Below are 24,857 nucleotides of genomic sequence, written 5' to 3' on the forward strand. Positions count from 1 at the left end.
AAACCAACATGTCGAACGATATATCGGTGAATTAAATGGAGAGACCGAACTTCAGGGGTCAGCTCAAGCTCCTAATCCTCAAGATGCTCGAGGAGAAACCGATGCACGGTTACGGGATAATGGCCGAGCTCGAGAAGCGCTACGGCGTTCCTCACCCCAGCCCGGGAACCGTTTACCCGATTCTGGCATCACTCCGGAGGGCAGGACTAATCGAGACCGTTGGCTCGGGTAAGCGGGAGAAAAAGCTTTATCAGACCACTGAGAAGGGAAGAGAATACCTGCGGGAGCACGAGGAGGAACTCCAGAACGTCCTGAGCCTTGCTGAAAAGTTCATAGAGTTCAGAAAGATTGGAGGTTTTGAGCTCGCCAGGGCGCTGAAAGATGTATTTAACTCGGTTAACGAGCTGAGCGAGGAGCAGAAGAGGGCCCTCGCCGAGGAGTTCATTGACTTCACCAAGCGGGTCAGGCTGATTCTCCTCGGGGAAACAAAGGGTCAGGAAAAGAGCTCGTAGCTTATCCTGAAGGCCTCAAGAACGGGAAGCTTTTCCCCTGCGAAGAAGCTTAGCATCGCCCCACCGCCGGTCGAGACGTGGCTTATGCCCTTTATGTTGTACCTGTAGATGCTCGCTATCGAGTGGCCACCGCCGACGACGCTGAACGCTCTGCTCTCGGCTATCGCCCGGAAAACGCCCACAGTCCCGACCGCGAACTCTTCCCTCTCGAAGACGCCCATCGGGCCGTTGGCAACGATGATTTTCGCGTTCAGGAGAATCTCGCGGTACTTCTCCACCGTCCGGGAACCGATGTCAAGGATTGGGTAGCGGTCGAAGAGCCACTTCTCGTCGCTCAGCAGGTCAACCTCGAAGCGCTCCCCACCGCGGTCAACGGCAAAGTCAACAGGGGTTCTCACGTAGGGATAGAACTCGTCGAGTATCCTCTCGGCCCAGTCAACAAGCTCGAGGAGGCCCTTCTTTTCCATGAACTCAAGGTTGGCATCTCCAAGGTTGAAGCCCTTCGCGAGGGTAAACACGTGGCCGACGAGACCGCCTGTGAGGATTAGGTCAGCCTTTCCCTTCCGAAGGACGTTTTCCGCCACCCTGAGCGAGTCGTCAACCTTCGCACCGCCGAGCACGTAAACCCTTGGCCTCTCGTCGCTCTCGTAGGCCTTGCTGAGGGCATCTATCTCCTTTTCCATCAGGTGGCCCATCACCATAGGCTTCAGCCGGGCGAAGCCAACGAGAGAGGGCTGACTCCTGTGTGCCGCGGCGAAGGCGTCGTTGACGACGTAGTCTATGAGCGGGGCGAGCTTTCTCACGAAGAACGTCCTCTCGCACTCCTCAAGGGGCCGGTAGAAGACCTCTTCGGCCGAGAAGCGGAGGTTTTCAAGCATGAGAACTTCTCCGGGTTTCATGGCCCTTATTCTATCCCTCGCGAGCTTCCCAAAGATGTCCTCGACGTACTCAACGTTCACCCCGAGAAGCTCACCGAGGATTTGGGCGTGTTGCTCCGTTGTTATGTAGTCGCCCTTGTAGGGCCTGCTCTGGTGGGTTCCTATTACGACCTTCGCCCCGTCTTCGACGAGGTGCTTCACCGTCGGAAGAACTGCCCTGAAGCGCGCGTCACTCGTAATCCGTCCGTTCTCAACCGGAGAGTTCAAATCCACCCTCAGAAACACCGTTTTGCCGTGAAAGTTGAAGTCGGTGAGCCTGAACATTGCATCACCGGGAAAATGTTAAATATGGCCATTAATAAAGCTTATTTGGACACTCCCAGTGAATAATGGGGCTCAAGTAAGTTCTTAAGGGGAACCCCTTATTCGGTATGGGAAGGTGAACGCTATGACTTGGACGGCTGAACTCGTGAGAAAGCTTCCCCGCGAGACGCTCATCGATTACATAATCGAAGTTCTAGGGAGGATGGGCTTCAAGAACTACGAACGCGTCAGCGATCGAGGACGGTGGGGTATAGACATAGTCGCAATTAGAGACGACCCCATAGCGGGGATGGAAAAGCTAATTATAAAAGTTCACACGGACTCCCTTGCCTCTGCCAAGGACATCAACGTCTTCGGCGACCTTCTTGACAAGTACAAAGCCGACAGGGGAATCCTGGTGGCCCCGATAGGCTTTACGAAGGACGCGAGGAGCACCGTTGCGAAGGAGTACCGCGGGAGAATCGTCATGTGGGACGCCGACAAGCTCGCCGTTACATTCTCAAACTACGGCCTAGAGGCTCCGAAGATTGAAGAGGAGAAGGACGAGGAAGAGGAAAAGAGCCCGCTCGAAGAGTTCGAGCTTGACGCACCGCTCCTCTACGAGTTCTCGCCCGAGGAGATAACAAGGCTCATAGCAAAGAAGGCGAGCACCGAGTACCCCGTCAAGCCCGCCGAGCTGAGGATAAAATCAATGAAGGTCGTTCTCACGAGCGCTTACATACTCTCCTGGAGCGTTGACGAGAAAAACGAACGCGATAAAGCCGTCGTGTTCTCGAAGGAGAACGTGGTTCCGAAGGCCCTCTCAAGCGAACTCGCCACCCCGGTTAAGAAGGCCCTCCTCAACGACAGTTCTACGATAAAAGCCACCGAGAGGGAAATAATAAACCAGATAAGCCCCAGCGAGTCCGTGATAATCCTCAAAGAGAGGCTCGCGAAGGAGCTCGGCGTTACAGAGGGACAGGTCAGGATACAGGACCGAAAGAAGGTGTACATCCCGGAGAGCGTTGAAGTCGAGCTCCAGGTCGGGGAGAACGAGGGGAAGGCGAGGGTCAACCCCGTCACCGGTGAAGTGGAGTTCGAGATGAAGCCCCTGCCGGAGGAGTTCTTTGAGGAGAAGGTAAGAGAAATAGTGGAAAATCGCATTGGCGAGAGTCCTGAAACGATGGAGCTCACCAGGGAGGGCTGGAAGGTAAAGGTAACCGGAAAAACAAAGCGCTTTACCTTCGAGTTCAAGTTCAACGCCTACACCGGAAAAATATTGATAGCAGAGACTGTTTTAACAGACGAAGCGCTGAAAGAACTTCTCACAAGGACGTATCCTGAGGGCGAAATCCTGAGCCTTGAGAAGGGCAAGAAGGTGGCCGTCGCCGACGTCAAGCTCAGGGACGGGATAGCGGTCGTTGAGGTCAACCTCGAGAACGGAAGCCTGAAGGAGGTCAGAAAGCTCCCCTCACCTGAGGAGGCCCTCGACAACGCAAGGAGGGTCATCGAGGAGAACTTCCCGCTGAGAAACCTTGAGATGAAGGGAAGCAGGGTCATAGAGCACAAGTTCCTTGAACTCGAACTTGAGGGCGAAGGTGGGAAGGCCCTCGTAAAGGTTGACGGCGCGACGAGGGACGTTCTTGACTACATCGTCGAGATAACCCCGGAGAAGGCTAAAGAGCTGGTGAAGGAGAAGTATCCGGACTTCAAGGTAAGGGACGTTGAGGAGAAAGAGGCTTCCTACCTCGTCACCGCAGAGAACGAAAGGCACGCGATAAAGGTTAAGGTCAGCAAGGACGGCAAGCTGATAGAGGAAACCGACCGCGTTCTGCTCGAGGACGTTGCGAGGGAAATAGCGGTTGAGAAGGTTAAGCAAATCGACGAGACGGCGGAGCTCAAGTCGTTAAAGCTTGAAAACGACTGGGTTGCAGAGTTCCAGGGCGGAACGAAGGTCGGAAAGCTAATCCTCGACAGGAAGACCGGCGAGGTCAAGGAGGAAGACGTCCGCTTCACGGAGGTTGCCCTCGAGAACAGCTTCCACGAGCACATACGGAAGATTTACGGCGAAACCGAGCTGAGAACCGAGAGGCTGACCCACTACAAGGAGCAGAATTACATCCACATAAAGGTCGCGGGCAAAGACCACCTCTACTACGCGAGGATTGACACGAGAACGGGGAAGATAATAAGCGAGGACAGGGCCCCGGCGAAGGGCCTGACGGCGAAGCTCAAACAGCTCCAGCTGGAGAGCAAGTACAAGTGACTACGCCATCAGCATGTTCTCTATCATCTTTATTGCTTCCACTATCTTTTTCTCGGGCTTGTCCTCGTTGCGCGGTATCTCAAGGTTTATTACCAGCCTCTCCTCCTTGCCGTCGTCGAAGTCGTAAATCTCAAGCTCCTCAACCTCAACGTCCTCAAAGATGCTCTCGAGTTCGGGACTGAGGATTTTGCCCTCGTTGCCGTAGACTTCCACGCGGACGACGTCGTCGGTCGTTGAAGCCACCACGACAATCTCGTAGGGGCCGACCTTCTTGACGAAGCGGAGGACGCTTCCGTAGCCCTCGACCGCCTCTTTGAAGCCGAGCTGGAGCATCGTCGAGCGTATCGCCTCGGTCTTGCTCCTAATCCTGTTGAGTATTCTCTCGCGGAGCTTGTAGCTCTCCTCAAGGGCCTTCTTTATGCCCTCTCCGGCCCTCTCAACGGGCCCCTCCCATATGCCGATGACCTTTATGCCAGATGAGGTCGGCTTGAGCTCAATCTTGAGGGAATCAACGTCAAAGTCTCTCAAATCATCAATCTTAAGCTCGCCGAGGGTGAGTATATCGAACTCAATCCTCACGACGTTTCCGAAGGCCTTGCCTTTGAACTTCACCCCCATCACCAAGGGACGCTCAAAGCTACGGTTTAAAAACCCTTCCATGCCGGTCGGGTGAAAGCTACCTCTTCCGAAGGTTTTTCGAGAAAAATCGGGAAAACGGCGGGGTTTGGAAAGGCCATACAGGTTTGATTTTTCTGAAAATAAAGATACGGGGGAGAACCTCAGAATATCAATGGCGCCCTGTACTCGCCCCAGACCTCGCGAAGGACATCGGTGACCTCGCCGAGGGTCGCGAGGTGCCTGTGGGCCTCGATGATGTAGGGCATGAGGTTCTCGTCGTCGGTTTCGGCCGCGTTTCTGAGCTTATCGAGAGCTTCTTCAACCTTCTTGCTGTCCCTCTCGGAGCGAAGCTTCTTGAGGCGCTCAATCTGCTTCTCGCGGATGCTCGGGTTGACCTTGAGTATCTCGACCTCAAGGGGTTCATCCGTCTGGAACTTGTTGACGCCGACGATTATCCTCTTGCCCTCCTCGATTTCCTTCTGGTACTTGTAGGCGGCATCGGCAATCTCCTTCTGAATGTAGCCCCTCTCGATTGCCCTCATCATTCCACCCATCTTCTGAATCTTCTCGATGTACTTCAGAGCTTCTTCGTAGATGTGGTCGGTGAGCCACTCGATGTAGTAGGCACCTCCGAGCGGGTCAACGGTGTCAACGACACCGCTCTCGTAGGCGATAATCTGCTGGGTCCTCAGGGCAATCCTTACGCTCTTCTCGGTCGGGAGCGAGAGGGCCTCGTCGTAGGAGTTGGTGTGTAAACTCTGGGTTCCGCCGAGAACCGCCGCGAGGGCCTGAATGGCAACGCGGATGATGTTGTTCTCAGGCTGTTGAGCCGTAAGGGTTGAACCTGCCGTCTGGGTGTGGAAGCGGAGCATCATGGAGCGCGGGTTCTTGGCGTTGAACCACTCCTTCATGATGTAGGCCCAGAGCCTCCTCGCGGCCCTAAACTTCGCAATCTCCTCGAGGAAGTTGTTGTGAGCGTTGAAGAAGAAGCTCAGCCTTCCGGCGAACTTGTCAACGTCCATACCGCGCTCGATGACGGCCTTGACGTACTCGATACCGTCAGCCAGGGTGAAGGCAACCTCCTGGACCGCGTTGGCTCCGGCCTCTCTGATATGGTAACCACTTATGCTTATCGAGTTCCACTTCGGTATGTTCTCGGCACAGTACATTATGATGTCCGTTGTAAGGCGCATGCTCGGCCCGGGCGGGAAGATGTAGGTTCCCCTCGCTATGTACTCCTTCAGGATGTCGTTCTGAACCGTTCCGCGGAGCTTCTCCTGGGGAACGCCCTGCTCTTCGGCAACCAGAATGTACATCGCGAGCAGGTTTGCCGCGGTCGAGTTAATCGTCATGCTCGTTGAGACCTTGTCGAGAGGAATGCCGTCGAAGAGAATCCTCATGTCCCAGAGCGAATCAATGGCAACGCCGACCTTTCCGACCTCTCCCTCGGCCATGGGGTGGTCGGAATCGTAGCCGAGCTGAGTCGGCAGGTCAAAGGCGACGCTCAAACCGGTCTGCCCCTGCTCGAGGAGGTACTTGTAGCGCTTGTTGCTCTCCTCGGCGGTGGCGTAGCCCGCGTACTGCCTCATCGTCCAGAATCTGCCACGGTACATCGTTGCGTAGACACCGCGCGTGAAGGGATACTCGCCGGGGAATCCGAGCTTCTCAAGGTAGTCCCAGTCCTCGCCGAGGTCAGCGGGAGTGTAGAGCCTCTTAATCTCGAAACCGTCATCTGTCATGAACTTCTCCTTTCTCTCTGGTCTCTTCTCGATGAACTTCTTGACAGTGGTCTCCTCCCAGCGCTTCTCCTCCTCGCGAATCTTGGCGAGCTTCTCCTTATCGAAGGTCATATCAACCACCGCTTAGGGTAGGGCGGGGAACTATAAAAACCTTTTACATAGCGAAAGGAAGCATTTGGCATTGGATAAAAAGTCCATCAGTCCGGAAACTCCCCTTTGACGAGGAGGAGCCACGTGGCGGAGAGCAGGCCGGCGGAGGCAACTGCAAAGGCCACCACAGTCTTCCAGGGCGTTCCGGCCACGCTCAGGTTTTCAAAGCTCATCTTCAACATCACGAGGGCCTGATAGCCGAGGGTCAGCCTCTCGGGGTGCTCGAAGTAGGGAACCTGCGGAAGGAGGAACTGGCCGAGGAAGAGTATCCCGAACGTGGCGAGGGTTGCGTAGAGGGGCCTCCTGACGAGGACCGCCAAAAACATCGAGAGCGCCCCGAGAAAGGCCAGGATTACGGCGGTCGAAGCGAGGACCGCCCCAAAGTCAACGGCGAGGGCCTTAACCCCGGCCAAACCCGCGCGGTAGGGAAGGGGAGCGTAGAGCCAGACCACCGCGTAGGGGATTCCGAAGAGCACGAGGAGTGCAGATAAACCCGCGAGGAACTTCCCGGCAAGGAACTCGCCGATTCCGATGGGCCTCGCGAGGATTAGCCTTATCGTGCCCCTGTCAATCTCTCCGGCGATGAGGTCGCTCATTATTATGACCGCTATGAGCTGGCCGATTATCCCGAGCCAGTAGTTTGGAAGCAGGTCGGCGAAGATGCCCTCAAAGCCCTTCTTAAGAGGTTCAACCCCCGTCCCGCTCGCGTTGGGGCTGAGCAGGTAGATTACCGCCGGGAAAATCGTAACGAGGAAGAGCAGCTTGAACTTCCGCGAGCGGATTAGCCTTAGAAACTCGGTCTCGAAAACCGGCGTCATTCCTCCCACCCCGCGTTGAAGCGCTTCATGAGGATTCTCTCCAGCGGACTCGTGTGGGGCTTGAAGAGCTTCAGCGCGAGGCCGTTCTCGCCTATAAACCGAGGAACCTCCGTGAAGAACCTCTCCGCGAAGCGCTCGTCGAGGCGAACCCGCAGGATTCCCTCTTCCTCCCAGACCTCGCGCACGTAAACCTTGTCGCGCAGGAACTCCATCAGCCGGGCGTTGTCCGAGACGACCACGTCGTAGTCGTTGCTCTCGAACCTCGTCAGGTCTTTGACGCGCCCCTGCTCTATCATCTGGCCGTCCTTGATTATGCCCACGTAGTTGCACGTCCTCTCGATTTCGCTGACTATGTGGCTCGACAGGAAGACCGTCTTTCCAGCCTTCGCCAGCTCGAGAACCTTTCCTATGAACTCTATCCTGCCGATGGGGTCGAGGTTGCTGGTCGGCTCGTCGAGGATGAGCAGTTCGGGGTCGCCGATTAGGGCGGACGCGAAGGAAACCCTCTGCCTCTGCCCGCTCGAGAGCTCCCTCACCCTGTTGAAGGCGAGCCTTCCGACGCCGGTGTAGGACATCAGCTCCCTCGCCCGCGCCCTCGCCTCCTCCCGCCCAAGGCCGGAGAGCCTGCCCATATAAACCAGAAACTCGAAAACAGTCATGTCCTCGTATGCCAAGGGCTTCTCGGGCATATAGCCGACCTTCCTCATGATTTCAACCCTCTCACGGGGCATCTCAAGGCCCAGAATCCTAATCTCACCGTAGGTCGGCTTCAGCGCGCCGGTGAGCATCTTGATTGTCGTCGTCTTTCCTGCCCCGTTCGGCCCGAGGAAGCCGTAAACGACCCCCTTCGGAACCCTAAGGTCGAGGTTGTAGACGACGTTGCGCTTTCCGAAGAACTTGGTGAGCCTGAGGGTCTCAATGGCGTAGTCGGCCATCTTAACACCTAAATTGAAATCGAAGCGATGCTAATAAGCTTTGTGCCGACGTCCCGACAAAATTGGCGGGTTTGATTATCATTTTGACAAAGAGCCAGCCGGGGGCGCTCTCTCAGTTGAACATTTTACAAAAACCCACCCGAAATCCTAATAATCTTCGAATACTACCCCAAATTTCGAAAAACTTTGCGGAGGTGATGGCGTGCAGAGCGTAGCCAGGAGGGCGCGCTCCAAGTGGGTCACTGGGTTGAGGCCCCGGCTGGAGGAAGCCTTTTCGCGCGGGGCCTTCGAGGGGACCCTCTTTGGCAGGGCCGAGCTCAAGGGGCTCGACATGCTGGAGGTCGTTGAGATAAAGCTCGTCCCCGGAAAGCCCGAGGGACCTTCCTTCGAGGTCTCGGGTAGAATCGTGACGTTCAAGTTCCCCGTGGAGAAGGGGGAGAGCCTTGACGACGTTTACTACCCCCTGATGGGCATGCTCAACAGGGTTTAAAGCTTTAAGCTCCCTCCCCAAGTTTTTCTGATGCTCGTCAAAGGTATCGGCCTCGACAGCTCGGCTCGCTTCACCTTCCAGAGCCACGCCCACAGTGACCACTTCGTTAGCGGGGAGGTTATCTTCGCGACCAGGGCGACGAAGTTCCTCAGCCACCTCCGCAAGGGCGGGTTCTACCGCGAGGTCGGGTTCAGGAAGACCTTCTACATCGGCGATGTTAAGGCGAAGCTCTATCCAGCTGGACATATGCTCGGTTCGGCCGGAATAAAGCTCTGGCTCGATACCGGAACGCTCTTCTACACCGGCGACACCAAGTGGTTCAAGCTGAGAACGGCAGAGAAGAGTCGCTTCCCGAGGGCAGACTTCCTGATAATCGAGGCCACCTTCGGCGTTCCAGCTTTCACGTTCCCAACTCCAAGGGAAGCGGAGAAGAAGCTGGTCGCCTTCGTCGAAGAAGCGCTTGACAGGGGAAAGAGGCCCGTTCTCTACGTGAACCAGACCGGGAAGGCGCAGGAGGTTATGAAGATACTCGACGTCCACGGGATAACCGTAAGGCCCTCGCGCGAGATGATAAAAGTGGCGAGGGTTTACTCCAAGTTCGGAGTTCGCTTTGGCAACATCGAGAGGGATGGGGAGGTAATCCTCCGCTCCTACCGCTCGCCGAGGGTCGAGAACTCTTTAAGCCCCTGGGAGCTAACCGTTTCCGGCTTCGGGAGGCTGAGACTCAGCAACCACGCCGACTTCTGGGAGCTGGTGAGGATAGTGGAAAGGGTGAAGCCTGAGAGAATCTTCACCGTCTACGGCTTTGCCCGGGAGTTCGCCGAAATCCTCAGGGGGCTCGGCTACGATGCCGAACCCGCGGAAAGAACATCAGAGCTCACAGTTTAACTAACCTCATGGAACTAAAATCGAAAAGTTTATAAAGGGTTGACTTTTTAGTAACTACTGGTAACCAAAATAAAGGCCGTCGGGAGGTGATGCCCGATGGTCTGGAGGAGGGACCGCTACTGGGACCCGTTTGACATAATGAGGGAAATCCAGGAGGAGATTGACGCCATATTCCGCGACTTCATGAGGGGCCCAAGGCTCTGGAGCTACCGCGAGCCGGAGCGCATTGAAATCAGCGAAACCTGGAGAGAGCCCTTCGTGGACATCTTTGACAGGGGAGACAGGTTCGTCATCACCGTCGAGCTCCCCGGAGTCAGAAAGGAGGACATCAAGCTCAGGGTTACGGAAGACACCGTCTACATCGAGGCCCAGATAAAGCGCGAGAAGGAGCTCGAGGAGGAGGGCGCGATAAGAATCGAGCGCTACTACAGCGGTTACAGAAGGGTCATCAGGCTTCCTGAGGAGGTCATCCCCGAGAAAGCCAGGGCCCGCTACAACAACGGCGTCCTCGAAATCGAGCTTCCCAAGAAGGCCCCGAAGAAGACCGAGGACGAGGGCTTCGAGGTCAAGATTGAGTGAAATTGGCTCTTTCGTTGTTTTTCATTTGAAGGGGCTCCGCCCCCAGGTAAAATAAAGCCCATCACAATCATCGCTCACAAAACGGAGGTGGTGTATATGAGCGAGAGGAAGGAAATCAAGCTTAAGGTCGCGTCCGCTTATCAGAGGGACGTTGGAAGGGGAATCGTCAGGATTGACAGGACCGCCATGCGCGAGCTCAACGTCCAGCCGGGCGACATAGTCGAGATTATCGGAACCAAGAACACCGCAGCGGTCGTCTGGCCCGCTTACCCGGAGGACGAGGGACTCAACATCATCAGAATGGACGGAACCATCAGGAAGAACGCCGGCGTCGGACTCGGCGACGAGGTTACGGTTAGGAAGGCCGACGTTAAGGAGGCTAAAAAGGTCATCGTTGCCCCGACCGAGCCGATTAGGTTTGGAAGGGACTTCGTCGAGTGGCTCCACAGCAGGCTCGTCGGCAGGCCCGTCGTCAGGGGAGACTACATCAAGATAGGAATCCTCGGTCAGGAACTCACGTTCGTCGTCACCGCGACAACTCCGGCCGGAATAGTCCAGATAACCGAGTTCACCGACTTCCAGGTCAGCGAGAAGCCCGTCAAGGAGGTCGCCAAGACCGCAACGCTCGGCGTTACCTACGAGGACATCGGTGGCCTGAAGGACGTCATCCAGAAGGTCAGGGAGATGATTGAGCTCCCGCTCAAGCACCCGGAGATATTCGAGAAGCTCGGCATCGAGCCTCCGAAGGGTGTCCTGCTCTACGGTCCTCCGGGAACGGGTAAGACCCTCCTCGCGAAGGCCGTCGCCAACGAGGCAAACGCCCACTTCATAGCCATCAACGGGCCGGAGATAATGAGCAAGTACTACGGTGAGAGCGAAGAGAGGCTCAGGGAGGTCTTCAAGGAGGCCGAGGAGAACGCACCGGCGATAATCTTCATCGACGAGATTGATGCCATCGCTCCAAAGAGAGAGGAGACCCACGGTGAGGTTGAGAAGCGCGTCGTCAGCCAGCTCCTGACGCTGATGGACGGTCTCAAGAGCAGGGGCAAGGTCATAGTCATCGGTGCCACCAACAGGCCCGACGCCATCGACCCGGCTCTCAGGAGACCCGGAAGGTTTGACAGGGAGCTTGAGGTCGGCGTCCCGGACAAGCAGGGCAGAAAGGAGATACTCCAGATACACACCAGAGGAATGCCCATCGAGCCAGACTTCAGGAGGGACAAGGTGATAGAGATACTCGAGAAGCTCCGCGGTGACGAGAGGTTCAGGGACGTTATCGACAGGGCTATAGAGAAGGTCGAGAAGGCGAAGGACGAGGAGGAAATAAAGAGGGCCCTCAGGGAGCTCGACGAGAGGCTCTACGACGAGGTCAAGGCGAGGCTCATCGACGCGCTCCTCGAGGAGCTGGCCGAGGTCACCCACGGCTTCGTCGGAGCGGACCTCGCGGCTCTGGCGAGAGAGGCGGCGATGGCGGCGCTCAGGAGGCTCATCAAGGAGGGCAAGATTGACTTCGAGGCCGAGCACATACCCAGGGAAGTCCTCGAGGATCTCAAGGTCACCAGGAAGGACTTCTACGAGGCCCTCAAGATGGTCGAGCCGTCAGCGCTCAGGGAGGTCCTCCTCGAGGTGCCGAACGTCCGCTGGGAGGACATCGGAGGTCTCGAAGACGTCAAGCAGGAGCTCCGCGAGGCAGTAGAATGGCCACTCAAGTACCCGGAGGCCTTCATGGGACTCGGAATCACCCCGCCGAAGGGAATCCTGCTCTACGGTCCGCCGGGAACCGGTAAAACGTTACTCGCCAAGGCCGTGGCGAACGAGAGCGAGGCCAACTTCATCGCCATCAAGGGTCCAGAGGTGCTCAGCAAGTGGGTCGGCGAGAGCGAGAAGAACATCAGGGAGATATTCAGGAAGGCCAGGCAGGCGGCTCCAACGGTGATATTCATCGACGAGATTGACGCAATAGCTCCGCGCAGGGGAACCGACGTCAACCGCGTAACCGACAGGCTCATCAACCAGCTCCTCACCGAGATGGATGGAATCCAGGAGAACAGCGGTGTCGTCGTCATAGGTGCCACCAACAGGCCGGACATCATCGACCCGGCCCTGCTCAGGCCAGGAAGGTTCGACAGGCTGATACTCGTGCCAGCGCCGGACGAGAAGGCCAGGCTGGAAATATTCAAGGTGCACACCAGGAAGGTCCCGCTCGCGGAGGACGTGAACCTCGAGGAGCTCGCCAAGAGAACAGAGGGCTACACCGGTGCCGACATCGAGGCCGTCGTCAGAGAGGCCGCGATGCTCGCCATGAGGAGAGCGCTCCAGGAGGGCATCATCAAGCCCGGCATGAAGGCCGACGAAATCAGGAGAAAGGTCAAGGTCACCATGAAGGACTTCGAGGAGGCCCTGAAAAAGATTGGGCCGTCGGTGAGCAAGGAGACGATGGAGTACTACAGGAAGATACAGGAGCAGTTCAAGCAGTCCCGCGGTTGACCGCGTGGCACCTTCACATTTTTAACTTCTTCCTTTCTACCCTCTGAGGTGGTTCGATGAGGAGGAAGCTTGCGGTTTTGGTTTTTCTGGCGGTATTTCTGATGATGTACCTCTACCCCCTCTCGATAGTCCCGCTCCTGCTCCTCGCGAGGGAGTGGGAGGAATTCCGGGAGGAGTGGAGAAAGTCTGTCCTCTTCATAGGGCTCTCGATACCGCTCTACGGGGCGAAGATTGCCCTCGGCATCTCAGGCTGGGCCAAGACCCTTGGAATAACGCCGGTTCACGTTTCGCCTGCAATATGGTGGGCGGTTTATCTGGCCTTCACGGCACTCCAAACGCTGGCGGTTTACTACGTCTACCGCGTCGGAAAGGGGCTGGGCGACTACGCGAGAACCGGTGGGCTCGTAATGCTGATTGCCGTTCCGCTACACCTGCTCAGCCTCAAGCTGTACTTCATCCTCACGTGGACCGGGTTACTCCTCTTCCTGCTCGGTCTTGAAAAGGAAAGGAGGTGATAGGATGATTTACGGAGTCCTGCTTAGCATACCCGCGAAGTTCGTGACCAAGTATGAGGACGAGGTCAGGAAGACCATCGGCTACGGCATAGCGAGGGGCGACATAATAAGCTTCACCGAGGCCCGATACAAGGGCGACGTCGCCTTCGTGATGCTCGCCCGCTCCAACAGGGCCGCGGAGAGGGTAGCAAACGAGCTCAAGGAACTGCCAATAAACGTCAAGGTCATTGAGATTGAAGGCGAGAGCTGATTTGCCCCCTACTTTTTATTGCGCTCGTTTTCTTTTTGGACAATCCGGGAAAGAGAACGGGAAAAGTTCTGGCTAGACCAAGGGGCATGAAGGACGGCCGGTTCAACAGACTTGATTAAGCAACCCATTCGAGCTCGTAGCCCCTCGCGCGGAGCTTTACCATTTCCTCCCTCGCTATTCTCTCGGCCTTCTTTATGTCGTTGGTGACGACTATCTTTTCCTTGGGCAGGGTGTTGTTCATGTAGTAGACAATCCTCACAAGCATGCCATCACCCCTATGTATCACTGACAGTGAGGAGTTGATGCATGGTTTTAAAAACATTATTGACCATAATAAAACATCAGTGAACATAATAGTGCGAACAAAAAAGTGCAATAGAGAACATTTAAAAACATGAGAACCAATGTGCTGAGGTATGCAGGGAAGTTAAGAAATAGAAGTCACTCGAGCTTCTCAAGCTCGTAAACCACAGCGTCCTTCCGCTTAAGTTCCCGAACGGCTATTCTCCTCGCCTCGTCGGCCGTTTCGGCCTCGAACACTATCGTCTTCCCGCTCTCCTCCCCGCCGTGGAGGGTGAGGGCCCACCTCATGGTATCACCGCAAGGTTTGTCATATTGTCAAACTTTATAAGTTTATTGGGGTCAGATTTGTCACATGAGGCTCATCATAAGGCGTGAGATTATCAAAATGCTCATCGAGATGGCCAAAAACGCCAACGTTGAGGTCTGCGGCTTCCTGCTTGGACAAAAGGAGAGCCTAAATGAGATAAACCTTTCGGTCATCGAAGCTAGACAGATACGGAACAGGCTCAACTCCCCAAACGCCTTTGGGATGGAACCGGAGGAGATGGTCAGGGTTCTCGATGAGGCAGAAACGAGGGGCCTCGAAGTCGTCGGAATCTTCCACTCCCACCTCAAATGCCCACCAGTGCTGAGCGAGCGCGACTTGGAGGGAATGAAGAACTGGCCGGTTGTGTGGCTCATTGTCACACCGGAAGGGGAAGTTAGGGCGTGGGTTCTGGGGAAGGGAGGAGTGGAGGAAGTTGAAATCATAGATGAAGCTAATAACGTCCGGGAAGGGGGACGAACGAGGAATTCAGAAAACGGAGACTTGAGACACTCACACAGAGGGACCCGTTAATCCTCCCTAATCACTATCTCTATCCTCCTGCCCTCGCGGTAGCCCTTCATGGCCGAAAGCATGCCCTTTATCGTCTTCTCTACCAGTTCCTGAACCCAGTCCTTCATCGGCAGAACCTGTCCGTCTATCTTGACCGTGACTTTGGGCTTCGAACTCAGCACAACGCAGTCCTTGAGAGTTTTCTCGCCCCTAACTATCATCCTCGCCATCTCGGCGCACTTGAAGCCACAGAGGCCACAGTCTATGTTGGGAAGCATGAAAGCCTTTTCCTCAACGAGGTCTGCGAGCCTTTCGGGTTCCTTCGTCGCATCAATGACGGGGAGACCGTCAATTTCCTCAACCCCCGTCGAAGCTATGACCCCGCTCACCGCTATGGCAAGGCCGTCGTTGAGCTCCCTAACGTCCTCCTCGCTCCTCGCGCATATCACCTTGGGGACGTGCTGTATCGATTTGAACCCCTCAAGCAGGAGGAAGTCTGCCGAAACCATTGAGAAGAGCGCGTTTATGTCCTTGGCCTTGAAGAGCACCGCGTCGGTGTCGTGGGCGTGAACTATAACCTCATCGGCAACCTTCGAGAACCGCCAGGTGTCGCTTCCCTCCCTGTCGAAGTCGGCATGCATGCTCTTCGCTATCGCGACGCGATAGTTTCTCTCCTTCAAAACCCTCGCGACGGCCTCAACCGTAGTCGTCTTTCCGCTCTTCTTGAAGCCGACGAAGGCAACGGCCTTCATGCTCTCACCTCACAGCAGGGTTATCCAGTTGAGGTCGTCTATCTTGACTATCAGCTCCTTGGCCCTGTTGCCGGCGTAGTCGTTGACGTCCCTTAGGAGGATTACCTCTTCGTCGAAGTCCTCGAGGATTCCCGAAAAGCTGGTCTCGCTTCCAACGCCGACCGCTACTCTCTTACCCTTCCAGCGCTCCAGCGTCTTGTCGAGCAGGTACTGCTTCTCGCTCATAGCCATCCCTGCCGTTGCTATGTTAGGGGCTTTTAATACTTTCCCGGGTGCCAGACACGGTAACAAGACACTATGACGAGAGGAGAACGGAAAAGTTTATTAACCTCAATGGTCGCCGATAATATGGTACCACTGTCAGTGATACCAAAGGCCGCGGCCAGGTACCGTCACCCGCCTCCCCTTTCTTTTCCCTGCCATTTCTACCGTGAAAGACAGGTTTCAAAAAGGATATAAACAAACCACCGTTCCCCCTTCAGGTGGTTGTATGAGACTCGTCACAAAGAACGAAGCCATCAGAAGGTCGCTCATCGAAGAGCTCAGGAAGGAGGGGATACGCTTCGAGGTCCGCTCAAGGGAGGGCTACGAGGCCTTCGTCGGCTATCTCATTGAAGGAACGCTCAGGGAAATCGAGGAGAAGATTGAGAACCTTGAGGGGGCCGACGTCGAGGCGATAAAAGAGGGCTTCCTCTCGTTCAGGGAGAGCCTCAACCACGTCCTTGAGCACCTCAAGGCCGGCGAGAAGGCCGACGAGCTCCTCAAAGAGGGCCTCTGGGTTGCGGAGCTTCTCGACCAGCTCTACCGCAACGGGGCGATAGAGTACGACGGCGTCAACGTCAGGCTCAAGGAGGGAATCAACGTCGATGAACTGAAGTTCGAGTTCAAGTTCCCCTTCAACCTCGTCCACAACCCAGAGGCAGTGGAGAAGCAGGTGAAGCAGTTCGCCTTCGTTGATTTGGTCATAGAGCACGAGTTCGAAATCCTTGAGCTGAACATCGCCAAGGTGAACGCCCTCGGAAAGATAGCGAGCAAGTACTTCCCCGAGGACTACCTGCTGAGGGTTTACTTCGCCCTCGTCGGCAGGGCAATCCTCGCTGAGGAAATCCTGAAGGCCCTCGGCGACAAGAAAATCCCAGAGGAGGAGCTCGTCAGGGGCTTCCTAAGGGCGTCGCCGATAGCGGTGCCAACGCCGAAGGGGACGCTCGTCATCAACTACTCGCGCGACTCCTTCGAGGAGACCCTCAGGCTCCTCAAGAGGCTCGGCTACGTCGAGATAAAGGGCGGAAAGGTCAGGAAGCTCAAGGATTTGAGCTGATTTTCCCGTCTCTGATTTTAGAGCAAAAACAGCCTTTTCCTGTTCTTATTCCTGCCCTCGCACTTCAGCTTGTCCATTGGGGCAACCTTTATAAGTTTGGTCATTCAAATGACCAAAATGGTGGTGCTATGGTTCAACCTGATGACTTTATTTTGGAGCACCTCCTCAACACCCAAAACCTGCTCGCTCCGTACAACAAGCCTCACAGAAGGGAGCTGTATCGCTGGCTTTCCTCAAAACTGAAAGCGTATCTTGAAAATGAAACTCCGGACACGGTTCTTCTGCTCGGCATAAGGGGAGTTGGGAAAACAACCCTTCTCGCCCAGCTGTACTTTGAGGCCATAAAGAGAACGAGCCCAAACAACATACTCTACCTCTCGCTCGACAGGCTGAAGGCCCTTGGTCTGGAACTGTTGGAGGTAATTGACGCCTACCGGCGTCTTGTTCGACCAAAGAACGCGGTGCTCCTGCTCGACGAGGTGCAGTACGAAAGGGACTGGGATTTAAAGCTCAAACTCCTCCATGATGAGAGGCGGTTCCTCATAATTGCCACCGGTTCATCGGCGATAAAGCTCAGGGAGAGCCCGGACCTTGCGAGACGGGCACTGCACAGGGAGCTGTTCCCGATGACGTTCAGGGAATACCACCTCCTCAAAACCGGTCGCAAACTTCCCGAACTAATTGGGAGAATCCTTCGGGGGCAGGGGGTTTCAATGCCCCCAATAACGGAAGATGTGGAACTCTACGTAAGGGCCGGCTCGATGCCACTGATTCTCGAAATGGAAGAGTGGGAGGTCTACGAGCGCCTGACCGCGATGCTCGACAGGGTTATCTACCGCGACCTCAGGGACGTGCACGAGTTCGATGCAGAAACACTTGACAAAACCCTTGACCTCCTCCACCTGCTTGCAACGCCAAAAGGAGAACGCTTCAGCTACGAGAGGCTCTCAAAGACCCTTGGTCTTGCCAAGGGAACCGTTATGAAGCTGATTGATGCCCTTGAGAAGGCAGGCCTCGTGCAGAGGATTCTCCCGTGCGGTTCTCTCTCAAAAGCAAAGAGGAAAAGCCCGAAAATCAAGTTTATAGCGGTTCCGATAAAGTCAGCCCTGCTCTTTGGCTCCGGCTTCAGCCTGGGGAAGAAGGAAGTCTTTGCCTCGTTGCTTGAAGATATCGTGGCGTTCTATCTGTTCCTCCTCGCAAAGTCCAGAAACGGCAAACTCTGCTACGAACCCGGCAAAGGAGGAGCAGACTTTGTTCTCGAGGTGGGTGGAGAGAAGGTCGTAGTGGAAGTCGGTCTCGGCAAGGTCAGAAAAGACCAAGTTGAAAGGAGTATGGAGCGTCTAAATGCAAAGAAAGGCATCGTATTGGGTAGCAAGTACGAGGTGGGCGATAGGATAGTGTTTTATCCCTGGCAGATGTTCGTGGCAGGATTTTAATCCATGAGCTCCGGGGAAAGGTACTCAATCCTCGCCCTTCCGTTTTTCTCCAGCCACTCCAACAGTTCCCTCGCGAACTCGAACTTCTTGCGCTTGCTCTCCCAGACCGGCGAGTGCTCCTTCAGCGAGGGCTTGCTCCACTTCCCAACGGTCTCGCCGAAGTCGAAGCCGACCAGCGTTATCTCCCTGGCCCCGAGCTCTTCCGCCAGAAAGACCGCCCTGTCTCCGTCGGTAAAGCCCCCGAAGTTGTAAATTATGTCCAGAGGCTCGGTCTGGCAGGTGCCGAGGATTCTCGACAGGAACGGGACGTAGGAGACGAGCTTATCCCGGTTGTCCCCGTGGGCGTGGACGACGAGGAAGGAACCTCTATCGTTGGTGAGCTTTATGTCCGAAATCCTTCCGTCGAGGTCCGTGACGATTACATCGGGGACGAGGCCGAAGTCAAGCAAAGCCGTCGTCGCGCCGTCAGCAGATATGAGCGTCCCGTCCGAGAAGTCGAACTCTTTCAATGCGTTTTCAAGACTTGGACCCGCTCCAAAGACGTAGGCTTTCCGCCCAATTACCGCCTCAAGCTCCTCGCGGAGGAGGTACTCATCACCTTCAAGAAGGAGTGAGCGGAGTAGCTCGGCCGACTTCCGGTCTTCCTTGATTGAATAGCCCATCTCCCTCACGATGCGGAGGTAGAAGGGTTTCCAGTCCTCCCACCGCATGGGTGCAATTTTGACTTCCCGCTTATGAAGGTTTCTTTATAAATAGAACCAAGTTCAAGTTACAGGTTTGTAAAACAAAGTGCATTGTCGTTTGAACAAAGCCATTCACGAAAGGTTTAAAACATTAACGAACATAAAAGAACACTCGGTGACAACCATGAGACGGTCAAAACTGGGACTATTGATTGCGTTTTTGGTTCTTTTTTCGGTAGTGGCCAGCGGCTGTATAAGCAGTGGTGGTAGCTCTTCAACGAGCCCATCTTCGGCCCCAACTGCAGCGAGCTCCGAGAAGGACACGATAATAATCGGCGTCACAGATAAGGTGACCGACCTCGACCCCGCAAACGCCTACGACTTCTACACGTGGGAGGTTCTCAACAACGTTATGGAAGGCCTCGTCAAGTACAAGCCGGGAACGCTGGAGATAGAACCTGCCCTCGCGGAGAACTGGACAGTAAACAAGGACTCAACCGTTTGGACGTTCCACCTCAGAAAGGACCTCAAGTTCGATGACGGGACGCCTCTAACAGCGAAGGACGTCGTCAGGAGCATCGAGAGGGTAATGACGATTAAGGGCGACCCCTCCTGGCTCGTCACGAGCTTCGTGAAAAAGGTCGAGGCCAAGGACGACTACACGGTCGTCTTCTACCTCAAGCACCCGACCGCTTACTTCCTCGCGCTCCTCACAACCCCGCCCTACTTCCCAGTCAGCCCGAAGTACGACAACAACAAGATTGACAGCGATGCAACCTACGGAGGCGTTGGGCCCTACAGAATAGTCAAGTGGGTCCGCGACCAGGAGCTCGTCCTCGAGGCGAACCCCTACTACTACGGCCCCAAGCCAAAGACCAAGAAGATAATCATCAAGTTCTACAACGACGCCTCAACCATGCGCCTTGCCCTCCAGAACGGCGAGATTGATGTAGCTTGGAGGACGCTGAGGCCGACCGACATAAAGAGCCTCAAGGAGAGCGGAAAGTTCAACGTCATCGAGGTTCCCGGTGGATTCATCCGCTACGTCTGTTTGAACACTAAGATTGACCCGACGAAGGAGGTAAAGGTCAGGCAGGCCCTCGCGGCGGCCGTTGACAGGAACGAGATTTCCAAGATAGTCTACCAGGGAACCGTTGAGCCCCTCTACAGCCTGATTCCGAACGGAATGTGGAGCCACCTCGACGTCTTCAAGGAGAAGTACGGCGACGGCAACATCGAGCTGGCGAAGAAGCTCCTCCAGGAGGCCGGCTACTCAGAGAGCAACCCGCTCCAGATAACCCTCTGGTACACACCGACCCACTACGGCGACACCGAGGCATCGCTCGCGCAGGTTCTCAAGAGCGAGTGGGAGAAGACCGGAATGATTAAGGTCACCATCAAGAGCGCCGAGTGGAACACTTACACAGACTACGCGAGGAAGGGCCAGATGATGGTCTACCTCCTCGGCTGGTACCCAGACTACCTCGACCCCGACGACTACACCACGCCGTTCCTTGACAGCGATGCCAACGGCTGGGCCGGAACCGGCTACGAGAACGAGCAGGTGAACGAGCTCCTCAGGAAGGCCCAGACCATAACCGACAAGAACGAAAGGGCCAAGCTCTACGAGCAGGTTCAGCAGATACTCGCCCAGGACGTTCCCTACATACCCCTCGTCCAGGGCAAGCTCTTCGTCGTTACCCAGAAGAACGTCAAGGGCGTTGTAATCGGCCCGGACATGATATTCCGCTACTCCACCCTCTACAAGGAGTGATTTCCTTTTCTTTTCCCACTTTGGTGAGGTGATAGAATGGCAAGGGGACTCGGCAGGTACATCCTTATCAGGGCTTTAATGATAATCCCGATGATACTCATTCTCTACACAATCGTATTCTTTTTCCTGAGAATCCTTCCCGGAAACCCGATTTTGGCGGTCGTCGGAACGAAGAATATTCCACCGGAGCAGTTGAAGCACCTCGAACACCTGGCCGGTCTCGATAAGCCCCTCTACGTCCAGTACTTCGACTACCTCTGGAAGATGCTTCACGGCGACCTCGGCGTTACGCTCGCCTCCCCGATGGGCAAGCCCGTTTCGAGCTACATAGCGCTCCGCCTTCCCGCGACGATAGAGCTGACCATATTCGCCTTCACAGTCAGCGTGCTCCTCGGAATAGCCACAGGCGTTCTCGGCGCGGTCAGAAAGGGCACAAAAACCGACACCGCGATGAGGGTCTACAGCATAGTGGCTTACACCCTCTTCATTCCCTGGTTCGGCATGATGCTCCAGTACCTCTTCGGCGTCAAGCTCCACTGGTTGCCGACCTCGGGCAGGATTGACCCCTCGATAACGTCGTTCCACCCGATAACGGGCCTCTACATCCTTGACAGCATAATCCAGGGCAACTGGACGGCCCTCGGAAGCGTGCTCGAACACCTGATTCTGCCGAGCCTCACCCTCGGAATAGTGCTCAGCGGTGCCTACACGAGGCTCGTGAGAAACAACCTCGTTGACGTCCTCAGTCAGGACTTCGTGAGGGCCTACAAAGCGAGGGGCGTCCCCGATAGAAAGGTCCTGCTCTACGCGCTCAAGAACGCCTTCATTCCCGTCGTCACGCTCATGGGCCTCCAGTTCGCGATACTCCTCGGCGGAGCCGTTCTGACCGAGACGACCTTCAACTGGCCGGGGATGGGAACGTTCATAATGGACAGGATAAGCTACCGCGACTACAACTCGATACAGGGGGCGGTGATAGTGTTCGCCTTCTTCGTCGGCGTAATCAGCCTCATCGTCGACGTCATCTACGCCCTCCTCGACCCGAGGGTGGAGTACTGAGGTGGTAACGATGATGGTCATCGAAGGGTTCGTCAAGCTCCTCCGCGAGAGGAAGCCCGGGAGGGGTCTCTTCATATTCGGCTTCTCCATAGTGCTCATCGTAATCCTGATGGCGATTTTTGCGCCCTGGATAGCGCCCCACAACCCGACTGAGATAAGCGCCGACATATTCCAGCCCCCGAGCTGGAAGCATCCGATGGGCACCAACAACCTCGGCCAGGACGTCTTTTCAAGGATAGTCTGGGGCTCGCGCGTAATCCTCTACGTCGTCGCCGTTGCGACAACGCTCTCAATCGCCATAGGCGTCCCCCTCGGCCTGCTCTCTGGCTACCGGGGAGGCAAGATAGACAGGACGCTCAGCATGATTATGGACAGCATCTACTCCTTCCCGTCGCTCATCCTAGCCATAGTCATCGCCGTCGTCCTCGGCCCCAGTCCAATAAACACCGCCGTCGCGATAAGCTTCGTCTACGTGCCAACGTACTTCAGAATGGTTCGTGGGCAGACCCTCAGCCTTAAGGGCCAGCTCTTTGTCGAGGCCGCAAGGGCCCTCGGCGTCAAGGACTGGGAGACCATGAAAAAGTACATCCTCCCCAACGTCCTGCCGACGGTTCTCGTCGTCTTCACTCTCAGCGTAGCGGATGCCATACTGACGGAAGCAGGCCTGAGCTTCCTCGGGCTCTCTGTAACCCCACCAACGCCCGACTGGGGCTACGACCTGCGCGTTGGACAGCCATTCCTGCTCGACGGCTACTGGTGGCTGGCCTTCTTCCCGGGAGTCATGATAATGCTCCTCGCGATGGGCTTTGCCATGATCGGAGAGGCCATCAACGAGAGGCTCTCCCTTGGAACGAGGTGATGAGGATGCTCCTTGAGGTCAGAAACCTTAGCATTTACTACTATACCCTCTCCGGAGTCGTCAAGGGGGCGGAAGGGGTCAGCTTCAACGTCGAGGAGGGAGAGTGGATAACATTCGTCGGCGAGAGCGGGAGCGGGAAGTCAACCGTTGCCCACGCCGTCATGAACCTCGTTCCGTCGCCGGGAAAGGTTGTCTCCGGAGAGGTAATCTTCGAGGGGAAGGACATACTCAAGCTCTCCAAGGAGGAGCTGAGACAAATCAGAGGAAAAGAGATGACGATGGTCTTCCAGGACCCGATGACGAGCCTCGACCCCCTGCGGACGATAGACGACCAGATGATTGAGGCCATGACGGTCCACGGCGTCCCCGAGGACGAGGCGAGGGAGAGGGCCAAGGAGCTCCTCCAGAGAGTTAATCTGCCTCCCGACAGGCTCGATTACTACCCGCACCAGCTCTCCGGTGGTCAGAGACAGCGCGTTAGCATAGCTATCGCGATGGCCTTCAGGCCAAAGCTTCTCATAGCGGACGAGCCGACGACTGCCCTCGACGTCATCGTCCAGGACTCGATAATGGATTTACTCGACGAGATGAAGGCCGAGGGGACGAGCATCTACTTCGTAACCCACGATATATCGCTCGCGGTCGAGAGAAGCGATAGGATAGCGGTGATGTACGCGGGCAAGCTCGTTGAACTCGGAACGGTTGAGCAGATAGTTGAGAACCCGCTTCACCCCTATACGAAAGCTCTCATAGACGCGGTTCCCGACCTGTGGAGCGAGAAGCCGGTTAAGGCGATACCAGGCTATCCGCCGGACCTCAGGAACCCGCCGAAGGGATGCCGCTTCCACCCGAGATGCCCGCTCGCAAAAGCCGGCATCTGCGACGCGGAGGAGCCGGAGCTGAGGGAGGTCGAGCGCTATCACTTCGTCGCCTGCCACTTCCCAGGGGGTGCAAAGGATGAGTGAGCCACTCCTAAAAGTCGAGAACCTCAAAAAGTACTTCCCTGTCAGGAGAAGCCTCATCGAGTCACTGAAGAAAGTCCCACCGAAGTACGTGAAGGCCGTTGACGGAATAAGCTTCGAGATAGCGAGGGGAGAGGTCTTGGCTCTCATCGGCGAAAGCGGTTGCGGAAAAACCACCGCCGGGAGGACGGTGCTCAGGCTGATAGAGCCGACAGACGGGAGGGTAATCTTTGATGGGACCGACATAACGAAGCTGAGCCAGGAGGAGCTGAGGCCTTTCAGGCGGAGGATGCAGATTATCTTCCAAGACCCATACTCAAGCCTGAGCCCGAGGATGAAGATTGGCGACGCCATAGCGCACCCGCTCCTCGTTCACGGCCTCGCGGAGAAGGAAGAGGCCAAGGAGATGGCCCTGAAGATGCTCAAGCGCGTCGGATTAACCCCGGAGGAGGAGTTCTACGAGCGCTATCCGCACCACCTCAGCGGCGGCCAGAGGCAGCGCGTCGTCATAGCGAGGGCGATGATACTCAAGCCCGAGTTCGTGGTCGCCGATGAAGCGGTCTCGATGATAGACGTCTCGATGCGCGCCTCAATCCTTGAGCTCCTTGAGTCCTTCAGGGAGGAGTACAACCTCAGCCAGCTCTTCATAACCCACGACATAGCGGTCGGAAAGCTCATAGCCGACAGGATAGCTGTGATGTACCTCGGGAAGATAGTCGAGATTGGGCCGACCGACGAGGTGCTGAAGAACCCGGCTCACCCATACACGAAGGCCCTCATAGACGCCGTTCCCTCGATAGCGCGCAGGAAGAAGGGCAGAAAGTTCAGGGTGAAAGGCGAGGTCCCAAACGCGGTGGACGTTCCGCCCGGATGCCGGTTCCACCCGAGGTGCCCGTTCGCGACCGAGGAGTGCAGAACCAAGGAGCCGGAGCTCGTTGAGGTTAGCCACAACCACTTCGTCGCCTGCCACCACCCGCTTCACTGACCCCTCAGCTTTTTATCCATTTTCAGCATCTCCCGCCACTGTTTTCCGGGCCAGTAGATTTGTCCACAGTTCTGACAGACGTAGAATTCGTTGTAATCCTCGTAGACCCCCGGTGGAACCTTGCCCTTAACGGCTTCCTTTGGAACCGCTTTTATGGGCCCGTTGCACTTCGGACAGCGCGCGTTAGCTGGAAAGAGCTCCTCAAACTGGACGCCAAGGCGCTTCAGTTCTTCAACCTGTCCCTCAAGCGAGTTGGAGCGGAGGAGAAAAGCTTTGGCGCCGAGCCTTTCGGCTCTCCGGGCGAGAGCGACGTCCTTGGTGAGGACTACCCTGCCCTCTTTCTGGGCAACCTCGATTATCTCATCGTCGTCCTCGATTCCGTAGAGCGTATCGTAGCCGTAGAGGCGCAACCAGCGGGCGAGCCTTCCGAGCATCATGTCGGCGATGAACTTCATCGGAAGGGGTTACGGGAGAACCCTTA

At 56.0% G+C, this 24,857-nt stretch carries 27 protein-coding genes; 16 read left to right on the forward strand and 11 right to left on the reverse strand.

Annotated elements, in window-relative coordinates:
• The first annotated feature begins 35 nt into the window (after positions 1-35).
• Positions 36-512 (forward strand): PadR family transcriptional regulator, encoded by a 477-nt coding sequence (locus CS910_RS10540; protein ID WP_099211871.1) that lies wholly within the window; start codon positions 36-38, stop codon positions 510-512.
• On the opposite strand, the gene CS910_RS10545 is transcribed toward CS910_RS10540, so the two are convergent.
• On the reverse strand, positions 494-1,714 hold the full coding sequence (locus CS910_RS10545; protein ID WP_099211873.1) for a phosphoglycerate kinase: 1,221 nt from the start codon (positions 1,712-1,714) through the stop codon (positions 494-496). The genes CS910_RS10540 and CS910_RS10545 overlap by 19 nt on opposite strands.
• Positions 1,715-1,838: 124 nt before the next feature.
• Here CS910_RS10545 and CS910_RS10550 point away from each other — a divergent pair, with 124 nt between their 5' ends.
• Positions 1,839-3,959: a restriction endonuclease gene (locus CS910_RS10550; protein ID WP_099211875.1), complete on the forward strand. Its 2,121-nt coding sequence runs from the start codon at positions 1,839-1,841 to the stop codon at positions 3,957-3,959.
• On the opposite strand, the gene CS910_RS10555 is transcribed toward CS910_RS10550, so the two are convergent.
• From CS910_RS10555 to CS910_RS10570, 4 genes are all read right to left on the reverse strand, one after another.
• Entirely contained in the window at positions 3,960-4,571 is a 612-nt protein-coding gene (locus tag CS910_RS10555; RefSeq protein WP_099211877.1) for a hypothetical protein, read from the reverse strand. It lies immediately after the preceding gene.
• A 167-nt stretch (positions 4,572-4,738) separates the two neighbouring features.
• On the reverse strand, positions 4,739-6,427 hold the full coding sequence (locus CS910_RS10560; protein ID WP_099211879.1) for an acyl-CoA mutase large subunit family protein: 1,689 nt from the start codon (positions 6,425-6,427) through the stop codon (positions 4,739-4,741).
• 86 nt (positions 6,428-6,513) lie between these two features.
• Positions 6,514-7,284: an ABC transporter permease gene (locus CS910_RS10565; RefSeq protein WP_099211881.1), complete on the reverse strand. Its 771-nt coding sequence runs from the start codon at positions 7,282-7,284 to the stop codon at positions 6,514-6,516.
• Positions 7,281-8,219 (reverse strand): ABC transporter ATP-binding protein, encoded by a 939-nt coding sequence (locus CS910_RS10570; protein WP_099211883.1) that lies wholly within the window; start codon positions 8,217-8,219, stop codon positions 7,281-7,283. Before CS910_RS10570 ends, CS910_RS10565 begins: the two co-directional genes overlap by 4 nt.
• A gap of 202 nt (positions 8,220-8,421) precedes the next feature.
• Here CS910_RS10570 and CS910_RS10575 point away from each other — a divergent pair, with 202 nt between their 5' ends.
• The 6 genes from CS910_RS10575 to CS910_RS10600 all read left to right on the forward strand — a co-directional run bounded on the left by CS910_RS10575 (position 8,422) and on the right by CS910_RS10600 (position 13,428).
• Positions 8,422-8,709: a hypothetical protein gene (locus CS910_RS10575; protein WP_099211885.1), complete on the forward strand. Its 288-nt coding sequence runs from the start codon at positions 8,422-8,424 to the stop codon at positions 8,707-8,709.
• Between the two features lie 30 nt (positions 8,710-8,739).
• Positions 8,740-9,597 carry an MBL fold metallo-hydrolase gene (locus CS910_RS10580; RefSeq protein WP_099211887.1) on the forward strand — a complete coding sequence of 286 codons (858 nt, stop codon included), beginning with the start codon at positions 8,740-8,742 and terminating at the stop codon, positions 9,595-9,597.
• A gap of 96 nt (positions 9,598-9,693) precedes the next feature.
• Positions 9,694-10,176 carry an Hsp20/alpha crystallin family protein gene (locus CS910_RS10585; RefSeq protein WP_099211889.1) on the forward strand — a complete coding sequence of 161 codons (483 nt, stop codon included), beginning with the start codon at positions 9,694-9,696 and terminating at the stop codon, positions 10,174-10,176.
• Between the two features lie 96 nt (positions 10,177-10,272).
• The gene (locus CS910_RS10590) at positions 10,273-12,663 is read left to right on the forward strand and encodes a CDC48 family AAA ATPase (protein ID WP_099211891.1); all 2,391 of its coding nucleotides are present in this window, start codon (positions 10,273-10,275) and stop codon (positions 12,661-12,663) included.
• Between the two features lie 56 nt (positions 12,664-12,719).
• The gene (locus CS910_RS10595) at positions 12,720-13,178 is read left to right on the forward strand and encodes a transposase (RefSeq protein ID WP_099211893.1); all 459 of its coding nucleotides are present in this window, start codon (positions 12,720-12,722) and stop codon (positions 13,176-13,178) included.
• A 4-nt stretch (positions 13,179-13,182) separates the two neighbouring features.
• Positions 13,183-13,428 (forward strand): hypothetical protein, encoded by a 246-nt coding sequence (locus CS910_RS10600; RefSeq protein ID WP_099211895.1) that lies wholly within the window; start codon positions 13,183-13,185, stop codon positions 13,426-13,428.
• Positions 13,429-13,543: 115 nt separating this feature from the next.
• Here CS910_RS10600 and CS910_RS12010 read toward each other — a convergent pair whose 3' ends face one another.
• The gene (locus tag CS910_RS12010; RefSeq protein ID WP_167728081.1) at positions 13,544-13,693 is read right to left on the reverse strand and encodes a hypothetical protein; all 150 of its coding nucleotides are present in this window, start codon (positions 13,691-13,693) and stop codon (positions 13,544-13,546) included.
• A gap of 176 nt (positions 13,694-13,869) precedes the next feature.
• A complete protein-coding gene (locus tag CS910_RS12015) occupies positions 13,870-14,019 on the reverse strand; it encodes a hypothetical protein (RefSeq protein ID WP_173866255.1) in 150 nt (49 codons plus the stop codon).
• A 64-nt stretch (positions 14,020-14,083) separates the two neighbouring features.
• Between CS910_RS12015 and CS910_RS10605 the strand changes: the two genes are divergently transcribed.
• Positions 14,084-14,569, forward strand: a complete 486-nt coding sequence (locus CS910_RS10605) for a M67 family metallopeptidase (protein WP_099211897.1) — start codon at positions 14,084-14,086, stop codon at positions 14,567-14,569.
• On the opposite strand, the gene mobB is transcribed toward CS910_RS10605, so the two are convergent.
• Together mobB and CS910_RS10615 are read right to left on the reverse strand one after the other, a co-directional pair.
• Entirely contained in the window at positions 14,566-15,300 is a 735-nt protein-coding gene (mobB, locus tag CS910_RS10610) for a molybdopterin-guanine dinucleotide biosynthesis protein B (protein ID WP_099211899.1), read from the reverse strand. The two genes, CS910_RS10605 and mobB, sit on opposite strands and share 4 nt — an antisense overlap.
• 9 nt (positions 15,301-15,309) lie before the next feature.
• Positions 15,310-15,525: an LSm family protein gene (locus CS910_RS10615; RefSeq protein ID WP_099211901.1), complete on the reverse strand. Its 216-nt coding sequence runs from the start codon at positions 15,523-15,525 to the stop codon at positions 15,310-15,312.
• 265 nt (positions 15,526-15,790) lie between these two features.
• Between CS910_RS10615 and CS910_RS10620 the strand changes: the two genes are divergently transcribed.
• Positions 15,791-16,618: a hypothetical protein gene (locus CS910_RS10620; protein ID WP_099211903.1), complete on the forward strand. Its 828-nt coding sequence runs from the start codon at positions 15,791-15,793 to the stop codon at positions 16,616-16,618.
• 128 nt (positions 16,619-16,746) lie between these two features.
• Positions 16,747-18,054: an ATP-binding protein gene (locus CS910_RS10625; protein WP_099211905.1), complete on the forward strand. Its 1,308-nt coding sequence runs from the start codon at positions 16,747-16,749 to the stop codon at positions 18,052-18,054.
• On the opposite strand, the gene CS910_RS10630 is transcribed toward CS910_RS10625, so the two are convergent.
• Complete coding sequence (locus tag CS910_RS10630) at positions 18,051-18,764, reverse strand: 6-hydroxymethylpterin diphosphokinase MptE-like protein (RefSeq protein WP_099211907.1); 714 nt, start codon at positions 18,762-18,764, stop codon at positions 18,051-18,053. The genes CS910_RS10625 and CS910_RS10630 overlap by 4 nt on opposite strands.
• A 157-nt stretch (positions 18,765-18,921) precedes the next feature.
• On the opposite strand from CS910_RS10630, the gene CS910_RS10635 reads away from it, so the two are divergent.
• From CS910_RS10635 to CS910_RS10655, 5 genes are read left to right on the forward strand one after another with little or no spacing between them, the layout of a single operon-like run.
• The gene (locus CS910_RS10635) at positions 18,922-20,511 is read left to right on the forward strand and encodes an ABC transporter substrate-binding protein (RefSeq protein ID WP_099211909.1); all 1,590 of its coding nucleotides are present in this window, start codon (positions 18,922-18,924) and stop codon (positions 20,509-20,511) included.
• A gap of 36 nt (positions 20,512-20,547) precedes the next feature.
• Positions 20,548-21,570, forward strand: coding sequence for an ABC transporter permease (locus CS910_RS10640; protein ID WP_099211911.1), 1,023 nt, complete (start codon positions 20,548-20,550; stop codon positions 21,568-21,570).
• 10 nt (positions 21,571-21,580) lie between these two features.
• Positions 21,581-22,429 carry an ABC transporter permease gene (locus CS910_RS10645; protein WP_099211913.1) on the forward strand — a complete coding sequence of 283 codons (849 nt, stop codon included), beginning with the start codon at positions 21,581-21,583 and terminating at the stop codon, positions 22,427-22,429.
• A gap of 5 nt (positions 22,430-22,434) precedes the next feature.
• Positions 22,435-23,394 carry an ABC transporter ATP-binding protein gene (locus tag CS910_RS10650; RefSeq protein WP_173866288.1) on the forward strand — a complete coding sequence of 320 codons (960 nt, stop codon included), beginning with the start codon at positions 22,435-22,437 and terminating at the stop codon, positions 23,392-23,394.
• Positions 23,387-24,376, forward strand: a complete 990-nt coding sequence (locus CS910_RS10655) for an ABC transporter ATP-binding protein (RefSeq protein WP_042690774.1) — start codon at positions 23,387-23,389, stop codon at positions 24,374-24,376. The genes CS910_RS10650 and CS910_RS10655 overlap by 8 nt, the downstream gene beginning before the upstream one ends.
• On the opposite strand, the gene CS910_RS10660 is transcribed toward CS910_RS10655, so the two are convergent.
• Positions 24,370-24,831, reverse strand: coding sequence for a Mut7-C RNAse domain-containing protein (locus CS910_RS10660; RefSeq protein ID WP_099211917.1), 462 nt, complete (start codon positions 24,829-24,831; stop codon positions 24,370-24,372). The two genes, CS910_RS10655 and CS910_RS10660, sit on opposite strands and share 7 nt — an antisense overlap.
• Between the last annotated feature and the right edge of the window lie 26 nt (positions 24,832-24,857).

It is taken from the genome of Thermococcus henrietii (assembly GCF_900198835.1).
Taxonomy (GTDB): domain Archaea; phylum Methanobacteriota_B; class Thermococci; order Thermococcales; family Thermococcaceae; genus Thermococcus; species Thermococcus henrietii.

What these genes read in the sequence shown, in the direction of transcription:
- CS910_RS10540 (WP_099211871.1), top strand. Translation starts at nt 36, where the DNA reads ATGGAGAGACCGAACTTCAGGGGTCAGCTCAAGCTCCTAATCCTCAAG.
- CS910_RS10585 (WP_099211889.1), top strand. Translation starts at nt 9,694, where the DNA reads ATGGTCTGGAGGAGGGACCGCTACTGGGACCCGTTTGACATAATGAGG.
- CS910_RS10600 (WP_099211895.1), top strand. Translation starts at nt 13,183, where the DNA reads ATGATTTACGGAGTCCTGCTTAGCATACCCGCGAAGTTCGTGACCAAG.
- CS910_RS10565 (WP_099211881.1), bottom strand. Translation starts at nt 7,284, where the DNA reads ATGACGCCGGTTTTCGAGACCGAGTTTCTAAGGCTAATCCGCTCGCGG.
- CS910_RS12015 (WP_173866255.1), bottom strand. Translation starts at nt 14,019, where the DNA reads ATGAGGTGGGCCCTCACCCTCCACGGCGGGGAGGAGAGCGGGAAGACG.
- CS910_RS10635 (WP_099211909.1), top strand. Translation starts at nt 18,922, where the DNA reads ATGAGACGGTCAAAACTGGGACTATTGATTGCGTTTTTGGTTCTTTTT.
- CS910_RS10640 (WP_099211911.1), top strand. Translation starts at nt 20,548, where the DNA reads ATGGCAAGGGGACTCGGCAGGTACATCCTTATCAGGGCTTTAATGATA.
- CS910_RS10550 (WP_099211875.1), top strand. Translation starts at nt 1,839, where the DNA reads ATGACTTGGACGGCTGAACTCGTGAGAAAGCTTCCCCGCGAGACGCTC.
- CS910_RS10605 (WP_099211897.1), top strand. Translation starts at nt 14,084, where the DNA reads ATGAGGCTCATCATAAGGCGTGAGATTATCAAAATGCTCATCGAGATG.
- CS910_RS10630 (WP_099211907.1), bottom strand. Translation starts at nt 18,764, where the DNA reads ATGCGGTGGGAGGACTGGAAACCCTTCTACCTCCGCATCGTGAGGGAG.
- CS910_RS10595 (WP_099211893.1), top strand. Translation starts at nt 12,720, where the DNA reads ATGAGGAGGAAGCTTGCGGTTTTGGTTTTTCTGGCGGTATTTCTGATG.
- CS910_RS10660 (WP_099211917.1), bottom strand. Translation starts at nt 24,831, where the DNA reads ATGAAGTTCATCGCCGACATGATGCTCGGAAGGCTCGCCCGCTGGTTG.
- CS910_RS10645 (WP_099211913.1), top strand. Translation starts at nt 21,581, where the DNA reads ATGATGGTCATCGAAGGGTTCGTCAAGCTCCTCCGCGAGAGGAAGCCC.
- CS910_RS10590 (WP_099211891.1), top strand. Translation starts at nt 10,273, where the DNA reads ATGAGCGAGAGGAAGGAAATCAAGCTTAAGGTCGCGTCCGCTTATCAG.
- CS910_RS10625 (WP_099211905.1), top strand. Translation starts at nt 16,747, where the DNA reads ATGGTTCAACCTGATGACTTTATTTTGGAGCACCTCCTCAACACCCAA.
- CS910_RS10570 (WP_099211883.1), bottom strand. Translation starts at nt 8,219, where the DNA reads ATGGCCGACTACGCCATTGAGACCCTCAGGCTCACCAAGTTCTTCGGA.
- CS910_RS10620 (WP_099211903.1), top strand. Translation starts at nt 15,791, where the DNA reads ATGAGACTCGTCACAAAGAACGAAGCCATCAGAAGGTCGCTCATCGAA.
- CS910_RS10580 (WP_099211887.1), top strand. Translation starts at nt 8,740, where the DNA reads ATGCTCGTCAAAGGTATCGGCCTCGACAGCTCGGCTCGCTTCACCTTC.
- CS910_RS10560 (WP_099211879.1), bottom strand. Translation starts at nt 6,427, where the DNA reads ATGACCTTCGATAAGGAGAAGCTCGCCAAGATTCGCGAGGAGGAGAAG.
- CS910_RS10545 (WP_099211873.1), bottom strand. Translation starts at nt 1,714, where the DNA reads ATGTTCAGGCTCACCGACTTCAACTTTCACGGCAAAACGGTGTTTCTG.
- CS910_RS10615 (WP_099211901.1), bottom strand. Translation starts at nt 15,525, where the DNA reads ATGAGCGAGAAGCAGTACCTGCTCGACAAGACGCTGGAGCGCTGGAAG.
- mobB (WP_099211899.1), bottom strand. Translation starts at nt 15,300, where the DNA reads ATGAAGGCCGTTGCCTTCGTCGGCTTCAAGAAGAGCGGAAAGACGACT.
- CS910_RS10655 (WP_042690774.1), top strand. Translation starts at nt 23,387, where the DNA reads ATGAGTGAGCCACTCCTAAAAGTCGAGAACCTCAAAAAGTACTTCCCT.
- CS910_RS12010 (WP_167728081.1), bottom strand. Translation starts at nt 13,693, where the DNA reads ATGCTTGTGAGGATTGTCTACTACATGAACAACACCCTGCCCAAGGAA.
- CS910_RS10650 (WP_173866288.1), top strand. Translation starts at nt 22,435, where the DNA reads ATGCTCCTTGAGGTCAGAAACCTTAGCATTTACTACTATACCCTCTCC.